The following is a 14898-nucleotide window of genomic DNA, read 5'->3' as shown; positions in this document are numbered from 1 at the left end:
CCTTTCGCCTTCGTTTTATTGCAGCGAGTCTCCGCTTAACACGGAGCGAGATCCGCATTATGCTCGATTACATACATGAACCGAACCAGTGTACCGCGCTCGGCATGATCCTTGAACCAGCCGTTCTCCGCCATGCGCGCCTCGCACAAAAAGGCATTGCCTTCGTCGGCAAACTCGGGCTGAAGCATGCGAGAGAATTGGTAATTTTTTATCCAGTGATTGCGGATATTCGGAGTAAAGTCGTGCTGAACATAGCGGAATGACAGAGCCTGTAGCGCCTGATCCATGCGCGTATGGCCGGGCAACAAAATTGCATCGGAATCATGCTCCTCCTTGACCTGAAACGCCGCGATGATCATACGGCCGCCGGGCCGCAGTCTGGCATTGAGCTTGACCAGGATCTTATTGTAATCGCCCATGAAATAGATCGAATCGATGGCGAGAATAACATCATAATCGTCGCCGGGCAGTTCGTCATGAATCAGGTCTACGCACTGAAAATTCAACGTGCCGGCTTTATCGCGGTTTCTGTCTTGCGCCTGGGCAATGGCAGCATCCGCATAATCAAGGCCCAGGATATGACTGCCTGTTTTTTCGTGGAGGTATTCGGTGATGTAACCGTTTGAGCAGCCGACTTCCAGCACCTTCTCGCCAACGCTGAGCAATGAAGCCAAAAAACCCATTTCCTCAATATCCATCATGCCGTGTTGGCACAGGTCTATACCATAAACGGCCTTGCAGAAGCGTGAATGCGCCGGGCTTTCGGCCGCACGCCGAAAATATTCGTTGTACCAGGCCCTGGAAAACATTTCCATCTGACCCATCTCGGCCGTGTGGTTCATCAGTTCATTCATGCTCTGTTCCACGCTTACCTTACCCCATGAGCCGTTACAGCTCTTCTTGATCGAAATAACTATTATAAGCGACTGGCAAATGATTAAAATGCATGCCTAATATTGAATTTAGCATAAGGCCATTGCAAATATGCATAATCTAAATTGGGACGACTTGCGTTATTTCATTGAAGTAGTTCGTTCGGGTAATGTCACGGAGGCGGGGTTACGGCTCGGAGTGAATCAATCCACCGTGAGCCGGCGGGTTGCGCAACTGGAAAATCAACTAGGCAAAGCCTTGTTCGACCGTACTGCAAAAGGCTGGGTCATCACGCCGGTTGGGGAAAAGATCGTCGCGCTGGCGGAAGTGATGGCGAACCAAGCCAATGCCATTTATCGCAAGGTCGAAAGCGACTCCGAGGATATTTCGGGATTGATTAAAGTGACGGTTTCCGATGTATGCGCGAAGCGTTTTGTGTTGCCGGTTATCCGCGATTTCAAGCGAGATTATCCCGACGTCGATTTCGAACTCATCGCTGCCGAGGAAGTTTTGAATCTGGCTGGCCGCGAGGCCGACATTGCGATTCACGCCCTTATCGAGCCGCCGCCGAATGTGGTCGGCAAACGTATTTGCAGGCTTGCCTATTATGTTTACGGCCACCCGACGCTATGGCTAAACCTGTCGCCGGAAACACCGCCCTGTATCACCTGGATAGGCGATGGCGTCAGTTTGCCGTATTGGATCAAGAAAAATTTTCCCAAACTCAAGCGAGCTTACCGGACCAACTCCAGTGTAGCCATGTTCGAAATGTGCCGGGAAGGCCTAGGGCTGGCTTTACTCCCTTGTTCTTTAGCCGACGAGGCGGATGAACTGATACGCATCCCTGTTGAGTACACCGAATCGGGATCTGATATTTGGGTACTCAGCCATGTCGATTTGCGCACAACTGCAAGAGTTCGAGTCTTTCGAGATCGTATGGTCGCATTCCTGACCAACGAGATTGACTTATTGGAAGGACGTAAACCCAAAACCCGTAAAATGCGCCAAATGTAGGATGCGCCGAGGCACGAGGCGCATCGATCGAGGGAACTATTCTCACGCGAACGATGCGCTTCACTTCGTTCAGCACATCCTACGGCCCTTAATCCTAAAAACGTCAGACCCCATTTAGATGTCTATATTTTTGTTTCAAAACCTCCCGATTCCGCCCCCAGCGCCGCCCGCAAGGCGCCTTCCAGATCCGGATGGCGAAACAGGAAGCCGTGCATCAGCAACCGTTCGGGCAGCACCCGCTGGCTGCCCAATACCAGCTCAGACATTTCGCCGAGCAGCGTTTTCAACACGAAGGCGGGCAGCGGAAACAGCGCCGGACGGTGCAGGCAGCGCGCCAGTGTAGCGGTAAACTGCCGGTTCATGACCGGATTCGGCGCGGTCGCATTGTAGGGGCCCTGCATCGTTTCATCGGCGATCATCGTCTGCGCGATCCGGATCCAGTCTTCCCGATGTATCCAGGACATCCACTGCCGGCCGCTGCCGAGCCGGCCGCCGATGCCGAGGCGGAACGGCAACAGCATCCGCTGCAATAAGCCGCCGTCACCGGCAATCACCAGCCCGCTCCGCATCAGGCAGACCCGGACGCCGAACTCGGCCGCCCGGCTCGCCGCCTGTTCCCAGTCCGCGCATAACCGGTGCGAAAAATCGGGCCGAACGGACGATGCTTCGGTGAGAATCTGATCGCCCTGATCGCCGTAATAACCGACCGCCGAACCGTTGATCAGCAGCTTCGGCCTGACAGTCATCCGCTCGATGCAGGAGACCAGTTGTTCGGTCAAGCCGATCCGGCTTTCCCGGATCAGCCGTTTGCGCGCTTCGCTCCAGCGCGCGTCGAAAATCGGCGCGCCGGCCAGATTCACGATCACATCGAACGACGCGTCAGGCTGCAAAAAGCTCAAATGGCCGAGCCCTATCACTTCCGGACCGAAAACCCGTTCGACGTTCTCGGGGCTGCGGCTCAACACGGTCACCCAATGGCCTTCTCCGATCAGGGCTTTGACCAGGGCCTTGCCGATAAATCCGGTACCGCCGGTAACGAGAATTTTCATTTAAAGCCCTCCTAAAGTAATTGACTGCGCCGAATCCAAGCCCGAACCATTTACCGGGACAATATACCAGCTCGTAGGATGGATAAGCGAAGCGCATCCACCACGCAATTGCCGGATGCGCTTCGCTTATCCGGCCTACGCAATATCTTAACTTAACGGCATTGACCATATACTGGGACAATATACCAGCGAGGCTCGGGATGCCAACTCTCGCACAGCCAGATCGAGTCATCGAAACAGGCTTTGCCGAAGCTCGCCGCTCCGTTAAAATTCCGTTTATTTCGATCAGGACATTTTGATGTTTGAGTTATATCTCGATACCGCCGACCTTGGACAAATCTCGCGCTTCGCTGCCTGCCTGCCGGTGCACGGCATTACGACCAATCCTTCCATTCTGGCCGGTTCGGGCATCGGGCTGGCCGAATTGCTGCCGAAAGTCGCCGAAATCCTGGGAGACAAGGCGGTGATTCATGTGCAGGTCGTCGGCGAAGACGCGGACGCGATGGTCCGGGAAGCCTTACACCTCCAGGAACTGCCTTATCGGATCGTCGTAAAGGTGCCGGTGACCGAGATCGGGCTCATCGCGATCAAACGGATGAAAACGCGCAACATCCCGGTCCTGGCGACCGCGATCTACAGCGTCCAGCAGGGATTTCTGGCCGCCTTGTGCGGCGCCGATTATCTGGCGCCTTATGTGAACCGGATCGATGCGATGGGTGCGAACGGCACGGGCGTCGTCGCCGATTTGCAGTCGCTGCTCGACCGGCACCGGCTCGTCGGCAAGCTGCTGCCGGCCAGCTTCAAGAATACGCAGCAGGTGCTGGAAGTGTTGAAGGCCGGCGTCGGCGCGATCACGCTGCCGCCCGGCATCGCGGCCGAACTGTTTGCGCATCCGGCCGTGCAACCGGCGGTGAATCGCTTTACTCAAGACTGGCAAGCGGTCTTTGGACGGAAACTCTCGTTTGAAAGTTAGAATTTCGTCAAAAGATTCATTCCTCCCCAAACTGCCGTCTTTGACGCCGCTATCGTTAAAACAGCATCTTACGCGAAAAAGGAGGCGCTCTCCCGGCTTTTCGTTATCACGGGCTCAGGTTAATTAAAATGCAAAACATTCACCTCGCTCCAGGATTTCTCGACAAAATCGTCATCGATGAACGGCATTCCCTCCCATATCCAGCGTACCAGAATTTTAGCGACGTTCGGGTAAGTGACCCGGATCCGGTGCGGATTTTCCAGCCAGCGCGCGAGCGCCTTCGAATCGAGTTCGTTCATGATCCGTCCGTAGCCGAGCTGTTTCAGCGCCGCGGCATTTGAAATCTGCTCCATCTGCGAATGCAGCGGCTTGACCATGATTTTCTTGCCGAGCTGCAGCGCCTCGCTGACCAGTTCGAAACCGGCATTGCTGAGGATGCCGGCGCAGTCTGCCAGATCGTTTTGAAAACCTTCGCGCGATAAGGGCCGGATTTTGATATGCTCGGCAGGGGAAACCAGGCGTACGGGCATGTAGACGAAAAAATCATGCTCCCTGAACGGCCTCAGCATCCTGATCACGTCCTGCGGGTCCTCGAACGGCAGGTATACGACGATTTTGTTCGGTATGGATCGCTCGGGCGGCTCATGTACTGCAATGATCGGCGGCAGGATCGGCTGGCCGAAATGATGCCAGTGCAGGCCGATATGCTGTCGCGTCGGCGCAAAATATTTCATCACCTTTTCGGCGATGAAATCCCCGCCTTCCCGCGGTATAGGATAATTGAACGCATATTGATGCCCGATGCCGAGGACTTTTTTGTTGCTGAACCGGCCGGCCCAGGCAGTGACCGGCTCGAAATCGGAGAGCACCAGATCGTAATCGCTGAAATCGAGCGTCTTGATGTCTCTGACGAAATGGATCGGATGCGTTTCGAACGCGGTCTTCAGATAGCTGACATCGCCGTTCCGGGTGTGAAAAGTCAGCCCTTTCCTGACTTGGTAAGCGTTGAAGATCTCCATGTCGAAATAGCGGGACGCCTCCCGGCCGCTGAACAAATAAGTCACCTCGACGCCCGCTTCCGCGAAGGCTTTGGCCATTTCGCGAGCCCGCGTAATGTGGCCGTTGCCTGTGCCCTGCACACCGTAAAATATTTTCATCCGAAGTTATTTTTCCTTTTGCGGCCGAACAGGCCGGCCGTTCCGATACAGACATCGGGCTTGCTCGACTTGTCCGAAAAATCATGCCTTTCTTCTGGCTCGTTCCCGACAGATACAACGGATAAAATAGCAAGCGTTTGTGACAAAACGTTAACGGTTCCGTGACGGTTCGATGAAACCCGGAGGCGGTTTAAAAACTGGCAATTGGGCCGTCTATGTGCTGAAATACCAGCCAAAGCAAAGGATCGACGGTGCGCAGTCGAGATCAATCAGGGAACGCGGCTTCATGCAGATGCCGGGAACCCGTAAAAAAGCTTGGTCTGCCTTCGTTTCAAATTTTGGAACATTGACGATTTTTTGACCGAGATCAATTTTTTGCCGCATGTTTGTTTCTATTCTCTACAGCATTGCCGGAACGAGGCTACGCGTTAAAAAAGCGTCGCCGTCCTCTACATTGAACGTCAGGACCGGCGCACCGTCTAATGACCGATGGAACTCAATCGGAAGCTCGAATATTTCGAACCATGATGCATGCCTCCGAAATAACGCATTTAATCGCGCGTCTCCCCGACTCAACCCGTATATCCTGAAAATGCCCCCCATGATTGCTTTGTGCCTGCTGGTGAACTGCGCGTTGGCAGACAGCACCACCGAAATGATGTGGCGCAGTCAAGCCACGGCGCCTCTTTCGATAGAACTGACCGCAAAAGAAAAAGCGTGGCTCGCGCGCCATAAAAAAATCCGGGTCGCTTTCGACGACTCCCTGCCGCCTTACAGTTTTGCCGATTCGGACGGGCGCTTCAACGGCATCGCGGTCGACATTTTCGATGAGCTGAGCCGGAAACTGGACATCCGCTTCGAACCGTTTCCCCGGAAATCATGGAACCAGCTTTACAGGGCCGCCGCAGAACATCGCGCGGACGTCGTCGCGACGATGGTCGACCGCCCCGAACGCAGGCTCTGGTTTAATTTCACCCATCCCTATCTGACCAAATCATTGGCGCTCATTACCAGGGAATCGGATGCCGAAATCAAAACGCCCGATGACCTTGCCGGCAGAACCGTCGCCTATACCAAAGGCTATCAATTTTCGGAGGGCATCAGAAAAAAACATCCCTCGATCAAACCCCATCCCGTCGGATCGATGCTGGAATGCCTGCAATCGGTCGGCGCGCAAAAAGCGGATGCCTGCATCACTTTCGTGGCTACCGCCAATTATCTTCAAGCCAAGCACCCATTGACCGGCATCAAATTCGCCGGCTTTTACGAGCGCCATACTGCCGATGAAAGCATTGCCGTGCGCGGAGACTGGCCGATATTGGCCGGCATTTTGCAAAAAGGGCTGGACGTGCTGAGCGAAGCGGAAATGAATGCGATCTATTTCAAGTGGGTGCCTCCGCCTCCCGAGGTCTCCGTTGTCGTCGAGAAAAACGCCGTGCCCGCCCTATCGGAAGAATCGCCACTGGCCGAAAACGGCCTGCAGGAAACGATATCGCCGTTCTTGTTTTTATTCGTTATCGGCTATGTCTGGATATGGAGCCTGCGCGTCCGGCGCCATCTTCGCCGTGCCTCGCCGCCGCCCCGTCAGGACGAACCGGCACGCATCCCCCCACCGAATCCGCAGTTGCCGGGCGATTTTGAACGGATGCTGCTGAAACGCGCGACCGATCTGCAAAACTACGATATCCGCTTTCGCAATTTGATCGAAAATCAGAGTAAAAACTATTTTTTCTTTCAATGCGACAAAAAGGGCAAAATCACCTACGTCAGCCCTTCCGTCACCCAGATGCTGGGCCACCGGCCCGACGAATTCATTGCCGGATTTCAACATTACATTACCGACAATCCCGAAAACCTCAGCGTCAACAACCTGTTCGAACTGAACCGCCAAGGCATACCCTGCGCTCCCTTCGCGCTTGAAGTCTACGATAGCGGCGACGAACGGCATTGGCTGGAAATCACCAGCGAGCCGGTTTATGACGAATTCGGCAACTGTATCGGCGTCGACTGCCTGGTTTTCGAAATCACCAAACGCAGGCAGGAAGACGAACGCCTGATCTGGCTATCCTTTCATGACGAATTGACCGGCCTCGCCAACCGGCGGCTGTTCATCGAACGCCTGCAACAGTCGCTCGCGATGGCAAATCGCAACCGGATGCCTTTTGCAGTGCATTATCTGGATCTGGACGGCTTTAAATCGTTGAACGACAGATTGGGACATGCCGCGGGCGACCATGCGTTAAAGGAAGTCGCGAAAAAGCTGATGGCCACCCTGCGCGATACCGATACCGCCGCACGCTTCGGCGGCGACGAATTCGCGCTGCTGCTGCCGGACTGCGACGAGCAAGCCTGCGCATCCGTCGCGAAAAAGATCGTCGAAATCATGCACGAACCGATCTCCTACAATGGAGAAGCGGTCCGCCTCGGCGTCAGCATCGGCATCGCCCTTTATCCCCGCAACGCAGACAACTGTGATGCTTTGCTGCGCTACGCCGATGCCAGCATGTACCATGCCAAACAAAAAAGGCTTGGCTATTCGTTTGAGGCATAGGCGGAAAATTTCTTCCGCATCGCTATTTCAAAAGAACATACAAGGGAAGACACATTCAGCAGGAGCTTTTTGAGATTAAAATGGTCTCCAGGAAGTGGCAAAAAATAACTTCCCGGAATGCCGCCCGATCGTTCCTATGCTTTACGTCACTGCCATTAAGTTAAGCCGTCATCCCCGGCAGGGATCCAGAGTACAGGGATGTATTAAAGCTTGCCATCCTTGGCAACTGGATTCCGGCAATCCCTGCCGGAATGACGAGCTTTCCCTTAACTTAATGGCAGTGACGCTTTGCGTAGGAACCAGGAAGGAAGTTATTATCGACCCAATCCCGAGTTTGTAGCATCCTCGGCAATGCATACCGATTTCTGGACCTATTTTCCGCCGGCTTATGGCGCCAACCAATGGAAGAAGTTGATTATGGACGAACTTGCAGCTCGGCATGGCGTTTTCTACCTATTCCTCGCTAAAGCATCCGATTTCCCATATGCTTGCCGGACCTCATCATGAAAAACATCCTGAACATGCCATTGCTGACGGTCTTGCTGTTTGCTGCCGGCTCGGCCGATGTTTACGCCGACCCATACCATTCCAAGTCGTGCCGCGCCTTTCAGGGCAAATTGACCGACTTGAAACTACACGAGTCGCCTAAGCGGGTACTGCTGATTCCCTTGCTGAGCAGGGATCCGGACGCCAAAGAATCTCCCCGCTGGCCCGAACAACCCGCGCGCGTTTTGAAAACTTTCTACAAGAACCGCTTCAACTCGGAAGTGCAAATACTGCACGATATCTGGAACTGGTCCGATTATTACCCGCAGGTCGAACGATTGGCTCTGGAATCGCCGCCTTTCGACCGGATCATCTTCATCAGCCACGGCGGTTTCGACGGGCCGGTGATGAAAAATGCGGTATTCCGGCAAAAACATCGGATCAACGGAGACAAAGGCGAACTGGTTCAGCTTTCCGAAGCGCAGCCGGGCCTGTTGAACAGAATGGAGGTCACTTACGGACTCACAAAAAACCGCGTATTCAGCGACTACATCGCTTCCAACCTGGATCATTTCAAGTCGATGAAGTCGAGCGACATCTTTCAGCAATTGAAAAATCTGGAAATGCGGCTGCAGCCTCTGGACCAAAGCTGCTTCGAGCGCTACTGCGGACCGGACAAGCTGGCCAACAGCCCGGCAAGGCTCAAACCCTACCGGCTCGATATTTGCGAACGCACCTGCCGGGAGCCGTTATTCCAGCAAAAGAATTCCGCCGACATTTCTTCCGAAAGATTCTTTGCTTTTACCAAATCGCTGGATTCGCTGCTGACAAAAAATGGCCTGATTTTTTTCGGAACCTGTAACCCGGGCAGCACGGCGCCCCAAAAAGAGGACGAACCGGACACCACCGAACTGCTGATCAATTCCCGTCTGGCGGGTGGTCCGCACAAAACTTATGTACATCTGGTCAGCGCGGCAACCGGCCGAGTCGCGGCGGGTCCGATCGGAAAAAGCAGCGCCGAGGACATCATCCATCGGGTAACGCTTTTCGAAAACAACCGCGCCCAGCGACGCCTTTGCATCGCCTTGCCTCCCCAGGCGCCGTAGTCCCCGCAAAAAATCGGCGCGCTGAACCGGTCCCGGCGCGCGAAAATGGGCGAGATGACATGGATGTATTAAAGCATCTTCATATCGCGCGTAGGGAAGTCCTCACCTTCTGAAGGGTACCCTGCCGTTAAGTCCAGCCCCGTAGGGTACGCTGTGCGTACCATCCATGTCGAAAGGTACGCACAGCGCACCCTACGAGGGCAGTCATCTCAATCCCTGACCGGGGCAGGCTCTGCCGGAATGACGAGTTTCCCTTAACTTAGCGGCATGGCTTATGAACATAAACCCAAAACGAAAATGCTCTAAAGGTACGCACGGCGTACCCCACCCTCACATCTGCTGATTGATAAGAATTTTATACTCGCTCCGTCCGGGCATCGCCGCATTTTCGACCGTTCCGATCAAATCCCCCGGCTGCGCGACGGCCTGCCCGGATTTGGAGATGCGCGCCAGCAGTTTCACTTCGCCGAAATTCGATAATTTCATTGCCGGCATCATCGCCGTCGAATCGTCGAGCGTAACCTTCAGAGGCAGGTCGGAGACCTGCTTGCGTACGATCGCGAGCGGCATTTTGGGGCCGGACGGAGCCTGGGCGTAGATGAAGACCGTATCGTCCGGACTCGCGGACGACCGGAGCTCGGGAGCCAGGCCGACCTCGACCGTAATCGATTTGGCCGGGACGGTGGCCGGCGGCGTCTTCGGCTCGCCGGCCGCGGCTTGCGCCTGGCCGGGCAGGCCGGCGATGATGTTCTGCATTTCCTTGCGCGGTTCGGAACCTTCCGGCAGCAAGGATTCGAGCTTGCGCCACAGCACAGCCGCGGCCTTGGGGTCGCCCTGCTGAACTTTGGAGAGACCCGCCAGCCAAAGGCCGTTCGGGTTTTCGGGTTCGAGCTCCAGCGCCTTGAAGATCAGTTCGGACGGCTTACCAGCCAGATTTTTGTCCGCCGCGAAGGCGAGCGCGTCGGCGTACAGCAGCATCACCTCGGGCTTGTCGCCGAGCAGCCGGTAGGCATTCGCGAACGCATCGGCGGCTTTCGGATATTGCTCCAGGTATTTGTAAGACTTGCCGAGCATCAGCCAGCCTTCGGCATTGTCGGGATTCGCCTTCATCTTTTCGGCAAGACCGGCGACCATTTTTTCGATGTCGGCGGCTGTCGGCATCCCGTCCGGCGCGGCCTTGGCTAGTTCCTCGCCATGTCCGACCACATCGAAGCGCCCGAGCGAAAAATACAGCGACCCGGCCAGCAACGGAACGGCCAGGGCAACCACGTACGCCATCCAGCGGCCACGGCCATGCGCCGCTTTGACCCGGCTTTCGATCGAAAGATCGTCGCTCAGCGCAAGCTCCAGCTCGGCGGCCTGCTCGTCGAATTGCGCCCGAGTGATTCCACCGGCGCGCAGATTGCTTTTCAATTCGGCCAGGCGGCTGCGGGCGATTTCGATGTTGCGGTGATCGAGATCGGACGGCTGCAACTCCCGCGCACGCCATAACGGCGGCAGCACAAACGCAAAAGCGGCCAGCATAAAAACGCCCGCAATCAGAAAAAATACCAGGTTCAAGAGCGGTCTCCTTCATCGAGCAGACGGCGAATCTTTTGCCGCTCGTCGTCGCTGAGCGCCTTGGAGGGACGGGTCCGTTTGCGGCGGATCAGCAGGATCACGAAGACCACGCCGATCAGAAAAAACAGCACCGGCCCGAACCAGAGCAGCACGGTCTTGCTCTTGAACGGCGGATTGTACAGCACGAAATCGCCGTAGCGTTCGGTCATGAAGCGCAGGATTTCGTCTTTGGATTGGCCTTTTTGCAGCATTTCGTAGACCTGCCGGCGCAGGTCCGCGGCCAGGTCCGCGTTCGAATCGGCGATCGTCTGATTCTGGCAGACCAGGCAGCGCAGCTCCGAAGTCAGCGACTCGTAGGCTTCCTGCTGCTCGGGGGTCGTAAACTCCCGGTATTCGACGCCGGCGAAACCTGCGCCGGCCAACAACAAAAGAAAAATCAGCGTAATCGGTTTCATTCGGCTTGCAGTTTGGCGATCAGGGGAAGCAGGGTTTGTTGAACGGTTTCGGGCGTCACCGGCCCCGTGAGTTTATGGCGGATCACGCCCTTCTTGTCGATCACGAAGGTTTCCGGGACGCCGTAGACGCCGTAATCGATGCCGATCCGGCCTTCCGGATCGACCACGCTCATTTCATAAGGGTTGCCAAGCCGGTTCAGCCAGCTCAGCGCATCTTCCCGCGCATCCTTGTAGTTCAGTCCGATGATCGGTGCCGCCTGCTGCTTGGCCAGCTCGTTCAGCACCGGATGCTCGGCCCGGCAGGAGGTGCACCAGGACGCCCAGACGTTGAACAGCCAGACCTTGCCTTGCAAATCCGCAGGCGCCAGTTGTTGCTCCGGACTGTCGAGTCGGGGTGCGCTGAACGCCGGCGCCGGTTTTCCGATGAACGGCGACGGAATCTCGGTCGGGTTCAGCTTCAGCCCAATCGCGAGAAACACGCCCAGTACGATGAAGATGGCTAAAGGAATCAGGTATTTTAACATTACAGAAGGTTGACTAGAGTAAATGTAAGCATCACCAGATGACTTTCACATCATAAAGCGACATGGCCCGGTCTCTGCTGACCAGAGACATATTTTGATTCATCGCTTGGGCCGCCAGCAATCTATCGAATGGGTCTCTATGATGAAAAGGTAGCTGGCTCACAAGTAAGGTATCCTCGATGGCAATAGGCAACACCTCCAGACCATTCTCCCAAACCAATCGTTTTAACTGAGAAATCGAGATTTTCATAACAAGCTTATTCAAACTTAGTTTTATCGCGATTTCCCAAAAAGTGGCAATACTTATGAAGTTGGTATTGTCCGGATTTTCAATCTGCTTCCTGGCTGAAACACTCAGATTCCCATCCCCCTCCAACAACCAGATCAGCGTATGGGTATCCAGCAATAAATTCATTGCATATAGCCATTGAGATCTTCAAGGGGTTCGTCAAAATCGTCAGCCATCTTGAACGATCCTTTAGCGCAGCCAAATTTGGGCAGCCTTTTATTCATTTTTTGCTCGGAAAACTGTTTGGCAAGCAAATAATCCAAGAAAAATAACAGCTCGTGTTTCAAGTTTTCCGATTCGATTTGCTGAATTTTTGAAGCTATTATCTGTTCCTGGTTCATACCTGTATCTGCACCTTAGGAAATTTACACATAGTTAGCTCCGCTCGACTTTTTGGCAATCCGGTAGCGCCGGTCGAGCGCAGCCAAAAATCCTCCAGCCGCCATGAAGATCGCGCCGAGCCAGATCCAGCGGATGAACGATTTGTAATAAATCCGAAGGCTCCAGGCGCCCTGGTTGCCGAGCGGCTCGCCGATCGCGACGAACAAGTCGCGGAACAGGCCCGCGTCGATCGCGGCTTCGGTCATCGGCATTTTCTGCACCCGATAAATCCGTTTTTGCGGCTCCATTTCGGCGACCCGTTCGCCCTTGTAGTCAACCGTCACGAACGCCTGATCGGCGATATAATTGGGGCCCTGCGTCTCTTTGATTCCGTGAAAGCGGAAGCTGTAGCCGGACAGGTCGAGCGCCTCGCCCGGCGCCATCCTGACGTCTTTTTCGACGCTGTAGGCCGAGGTCAGCGTAATCCCGACCACGAAGACCGCAATCCCGGCATGCGCGAGCGTCATCCCGTAAAACCCTGAAGGAATGCCTTTGAGCCGCTCCCAGGAAAAACCTTTCGCGCCCATCCGGTCGTAAAAGGACAGACCGGTACTCGCCAGCGTCCAGAACGCGAGGCTGAGCCCCAACGCGGCTGCCCACGAATAAAACGGCATCGCCAGCGGCAACGACAAACCCAGCGCGAGGCAGGCCAGCGCAATCCAGCGCACCCGCACGGCCAGTTCGCCGAAGAGGTCGCGCTTCCAGCGCAACAGCATGCCGAGGCCGACCGCGATCGCGAGCGGCGCGGTCAACGGGATGAACACCGCGTTGAAATACGGCGGCCCGACCGAAATCTTGCCGAGGCCCAACGCGTCGATCACCAGCGGATAGAGCGTGCCGAGCAGAATACTGGCCGCGGTCACGACCAAAAGGATGTTGTTCAACAGAATCACCGACTCGCGCGAAACCCATTCGAAGGTCGCGCTGCTTCTGACGGCCGGCGCCCGGACCGCATAAAGCAATAAGGAGCCGCCGACTACGATCCCGAGGAACACCAGAATGAACAGTCCGCGCGCCGGGTCGCTCGCGAACGCATGCACCGAGGTCAATACGCCCGAGCGGACCAGGAAAGTACCGAGCAGGCTCAGCGAAAAGGAGAAGATCGCCAATAGCACGGTCCAGGTCTTGAACACGCCGCGTTTTTCGGTCGCGGCCAATGAGTGGATCAGCGCCGTGCCGACCAGCCAGGGCATGAACGAAGCGTTTTCGACCGGGTCCCAGAACCACCAGCCGCCCCAGCCCAGCTCGTAATAGGCCCACCAACTGCCGAGCGCGATCCCGATGGTCAGAAACATCCAGGCGATGCTGGTCCAGGGCCGGGACCAGCGCGCCCAGGCCGCATCGAGCCGGCCTTCGAGCAGGGCCGCGATCGCGAATGCGAACGCAACCGAAAAGCCGACATAGCCCATGTATAACATCGGCGGATGGATCGCGAGGCCGGGGTCCTGTAACAGTGGATTCAGATCGCGGCCTTCGGCCGGCGCGGGAAACAGGCGTTCGAACGGATTGGAGGTCAACAGCAGAAACAGCAAAAAGCCGATCGACACCAGCCCCATCACGCCGAGCACGCGCGCCACGGTCGCCTCGGGAATGCTCCTGCTGAAGCCCGCGACCAGCCCGGTCCAGCACGCCAGCACCAGCGCCCACAGCAACAGCGAACCTTCATGCGCGCCCCAGACGCCCGAGATCAGATACAGCGTCGGCAGTGCCGTATTCGAATTGGTCGCGACATAGGCGACCGAAAAATCGTGGCTGATGAAGCTCGCCGTCAGGCAGCCGAACGCAATCGCCATGAACAGAAGCTGCGCATAAGCGGCCGGCCTGGCGACGCCGATCCAGCCGGCGATCGCGCGAGCGGAGCCGAAGATCGGCAAAGTGGCCAGCACGATCGCCATGCACAGGGCCATGATCAGCGCGAGGTGTCCTATTTCGGGTATCATGAGAGTCGACCTTTTTTTGGTTGATTATTTAACCGGCCAGTTTACGCATTTGCATCAACTTGGCTTGAGTGCTCTCAAGAATAAAGTCTCTTAAAAATACGCTAGCTTTCAGGATTTCGATACCGATCAGTTCGCCCTCGGCATTTAGTTCGGCCGTGATATGAGGGCTTAACTCCATGCTTCCGGCCTCTTCTTCATCGGTCATTGCCAAATGGATTACGTCCTGCTCTGGAAAATAGGTCATTTTGGGATTATTCATAAGTCAGCCTACCCGTTGTCAATCTGAATTTTATCTGCTGCCGCGTCGTTGCATGGATCGTAATAGGGATGATTTCAGCTTCATTTTCTTCATAAGGAATCATGACCAGCTTGTCACCCTGTTCACCTACCACAATCGGGCGTTGTGTTTCGGTATCGAAATACCGTTCGGACGAATAACGAAGGATATGCTCAATCCGAGTTAAATCGAAGCCGCGCAGCTCCGCCCTATACTGCAGATAATCGGTAAAAACACACGTTTTCATCGGAATTTTTCCGATA

The 14898-nt window shown here is 55.5% G+C and carries 16 protein-coding genes; 4 read left to right on the top strand and 12 right to left on the bottom strand.

Annotated features, from left to right (window positions below):
* Window positions 1-35: 35 nt before the first annotated feature.
* A complete protein-coding gene (locus tag METAL_RS05085; protein WP_005370254.1) occupies window positions 36-854 on the bottom strand; it encodes a class I SAM-dependent methyltransferase in 819 nt (272 codons plus the stop codon).
* Window positions 855-984: 130 nt separating this feature from the next.
* Between METAL_RS05085 and METAL_RS05080 the strand changes: the two genes are divergently transcribed.
* Complete coding sequence (locus METAL_RS05080; protein ID WP_005370253.1) at window positions 985-1887, top strand: LysR family transcriptional regulator; 903 nt, start codon at window positions 985-987, stop codon at window positions 1885-1887.
* A 122-nt stretch (window positions 1888-2009) separates the two neighbouring features.
* On the opposite strand, the gene METAL_RS05075 is transcribed toward METAL_RS05080, so the two are convergent.
* Complete coding sequence (locus tag METAL_RS05075; RefSeq protein ID WP_005370251.1) at window positions 2010-2936, bottom strand: TIGR01777 family oxidoreductase; 927 nt, start codon at window positions 2934-2936, stop codon at window positions 2010-2012.
* 298 nt (window positions 2937-3234) lie between these two features.
* On the opposite strand from METAL_RS05075, the gene METAL_RS05070 reads away from it, so the two are divergent.
* On the top strand, window positions 3235-3909 hold the full coding sequence (locus tag METAL_RS05070; protein ID WP_005370250.1) for a transaldolase family protein: 675 nt from the start codon (window positions 3235-3237) through the stop codon (window positions 3907-3909).
* Between the two features lie 119 nt (window positions 3910-4028).
* On the opposite strand, the gene METAL_RS05065 is transcribed toward METAL_RS05070, so the two are convergent.
* Both METAL_RS05065 and METAL_RS20495 read right to left on the bottom strand, forming a co-directional pair.
* On the bottom strand, window positions 4029-5066 hold the full coding sequence (locus METAL_RS05065; RefSeq protein WP_005370248.1) for an MJ1255/VC2487 family glycosyltransferase: 1038 nt from the start codon (window positions 5064-5066) through the stop codon (window positions 4029-4031).
* A 213-nt stretch (window positions 5067-5279) separates the two neighbouring features.
* Window positions 5280-5450, bottom strand: a complete 171-nt coding sequence (locus METAL_RS20495) for a hypothetical protein (RefSeq protein WP_157203429.1) — start codon at window positions 5448-5450, stop codon at window positions 5280-5282.
* A 208-nt stretch (window positions 5451-5658) separates the two neighbouring features.
* Between METAL_RS20495 and METAL_RS05055 the strand changes: the two genes are divergently transcribed.
* A complete protein-coding gene (locus tag METAL_RS05055) occupies window positions 5659-7617 on the top strand; it encodes a diguanylate cyclase domain-containing protein (RefSeq protein WP_213069460.1) in 1959 nt (652 codons plus the stop codon).
* 503 nt (window positions 7618-8120) lie between these two features.
* Window positions 8121-9209, top strand: a complete 1089-nt coding sequence (locus METAL_RS05050) for a hypothetical protein (RefSeq protein ID WP_005370243.1) — start codon at window positions 8121-8123, stop codon at window positions 9207-9209.
* A 330-nt stretch (window positions 9210-9539) separates the two neighbouring features.
* On the opposite strand, the gene ccmI is transcribed toward METAL_RS05050, so the two are convergent.
* From ccmI to METAL_RS05010, 8 genes are read right to left on the bottom strand one after another with little or no spacing between them, the layout of a single operon-like run.
* Window positions 9540-10769: a c-type cytochrome biogenesis protein CcmI gene (gene ccmI / locus METAL_RS05045; RefSeq protein WP_005370241.1), complete on the bottom strand. Its 1230-nt coding sequence runs from the start codon at window positions 10767-10769 to the stop codon at window positions 9540-9542.
* Window positions 10766-11224: a cytochrome c-type biogenesis protein gene (locus tag METAL_RS05040; RefSeq protein WP_005370237.1), complete on the bottom strand. Its 459-nt coding sequence runs from the start codon at window positions 11222-11224 to the stop codon at window positions 10766-10768. The genes ccmI and METAL_RS05040 overlap by 4 nt, the downstream gene beginning before the upstream one ends.
* Window positions 11221-11748: a DsbE family thiol:disulfide interchange protein gene (locus METAL_RS05035; protein WP_005370236.1), complete on the bottom strand. Its 528-nt coding sequence runs from the start codon at window positions 11746-11748 to the stop codon at window positions 11221-11223. Before METAL_RS05035 ends, METAL_RS05040 begins: the two co-directional genes overlap by 4 nt.
* A gap of 31 nt (window positions 11749-11779) precedes the next feature.
* Complete coding sequence (locus METAL_RS05030) at window positions 11780-12163, bottom strand: type II toxin-antitoxin system VapC family toxin (RefSeq protein WP_005370235.1); 384 nt, start codon at window positions 12161-12163, stop codon at window positions 11780-11782.
* On the bottom strand, window positions 12160-12378 hold the full coding sequence (gene vapB / locus METAL_RS05025; protein ID WP_005370234.1) for a type II toxin-antitoxin system VapB family antitoxin: 219 nt from the start codon (window positions 12376-12378) through the stop codon (window positions 12160-12162). The genes METAL_RS05030 and vapB overlap by 4 nt, the downstream gene beginning before the upstream one ends.
* A gap of 24 nt (window positions 12379-12402) precedes the next feature.
* Window positions 12403-14358, bottom strand: coding sequence for a heme lyase CcmF/NrfE family subunit (locus tag METAL_RS05020; protein ID WP_005370229.1), 1956 nt, complete (start codon window positions 14356-14358; stop codon window positions 12403-12405).
* Between the two features lie 28 nt (window positions 14359-14386).
* Complete coding sequence (locus METAL_RS05015) at window positions 14387-14617, bottom strand: DUF2283 domain-containing protein (protein WP_005370227.1); 231 nt, start codon at window positions 14615-14617, stop codon at window positions 14387-14389.
* Window positions 14610-14882: a hypothetical protein gene (locus METAL_RS05010; RefSeq protein WP_005370225.1), complete on the bottom strand. Its 273-nt coding sequence runs from the start codon at window positions 14880-14882 to the stop codon at window positions 14610-14612. Before METAL_RS05010 ends, METAL_RS05015 begins: the two co-directional genes overlap by 8 nt.
* Window positions 14883-14898 lie beyond the last annotated feature (16 nt).

Source organism: Methylomicrobium album BG8 (genome assembly GCF_000214275.2).
In the GTDB taxonomy this organism is placed as follows: domain Bacteria; phylum Pseudomonadota; class Gammaproteobacteria; order Methylococcales; family Methylomonadaceae; genus Methylomicrobium; species Methylomicrobium agile.
This window is presented reverse-complemented; position numbering and strand designations above follow the sequence as displayed.

Coding starts and splice junctions, on each gene's coding strand:
- METAL_RS05085 (WP_005370254.1), bottom strand. CDS start 854: ATGAATGAACTGATGAACCACACGGCCGAGATGGGTCAGATGGAAATG.
- METAL_RS05080 (WP_005370253.1), top strand. CDS start 985: ATGCATAATCTAAATTGGGACGACTTGCGTTATTTCATTGAAGTAGTT.
- METAL_RS05075 (WP_005370251.1), bottom strand. CDS start 2,936: ATGAAAATTCTCGTTACCGGCGGTACCGGATTTATCGGCAAGGCCCTG.
- METAL_RS05070 (WP_005370250.1), top strand. CDS start 3,235: ATGTTTGAGTTATATCTCGATACCGCCGACCTTGGACAAATCTCGCGC.
- METAL_RS05065 (WP_005370248.1), bottom strand. CDS start 5,066: ATGAAAATATTTTACGGTGTGCAGGGCACAGGCAACGGCCACATTACG.
- METAL_RS20495 (WP_157203429.1), bottom strand. CDS start 5,450: ATGCGGCAAAAAATTGATCTCGGTCAAAAAATCGTCAATGTTCCAAAA.
- METAL_RS05055 (WP_213069460.1), top strand. CDS start 5,659: ATGCCCCCCATGATTGCTTTGTGCCTGCTGGTGAACTGCGCGTTGGCA.
- METAL_RS05050 (WP_005370243.1), top strand. CDS start 8,121: ATGAAAAACATCCTGAACATGCCATTGCTGACGGTCTTGCTGTTTGCT.
- METAL_RS05040 (WP_005370237.1), bottom strand. CDS start 11,224: ATGAAACCGATTACGCTGATTTTTCTTTTGTTGTTGGCCGGCGCAGGT.
- METAL_RS05035 (WP_005370236.1), bottom strand. CDS start 11,748: ATGTTAAAATACCTGATTCCTTTAGCCATCTTCATCGTACTGGGCGTG.
- METAL_RS05030 (WP_005370235.1), bottom strand. CDS start 12,163: ATGAATTTATTGCTGGATACCCATACGCTGATCTGGTTGTTGGAGGGG.
- vapB (WP_005370234.1), bottom strand. CDS start 12,378: ATGAACCAGGAACAGATAATAGCTTCAAAAATTCAGCAAATCGAATCG.
- METAL_RS05020 (WP_005370229.1), bottom strand. CDS start 14,358: ATGATACCCGAAATAGGACACCTCGCGCTGATCATGGCCCTGTGCATG.
- METAL_RS05015 (WP_005370227.1), bottom strand. CDS start 14,617: ATGAATAATCCCAAAATGACCTATTTTCCAGAGCAGGACGTAATCCAT.
- METAL_RS05010 (WP_005370225.1), bottom strand. CDS start 14,882: ATGAAAACGTGTGTTTTTACCGATTATCTGCAGTATAGGGCGGAGCTG.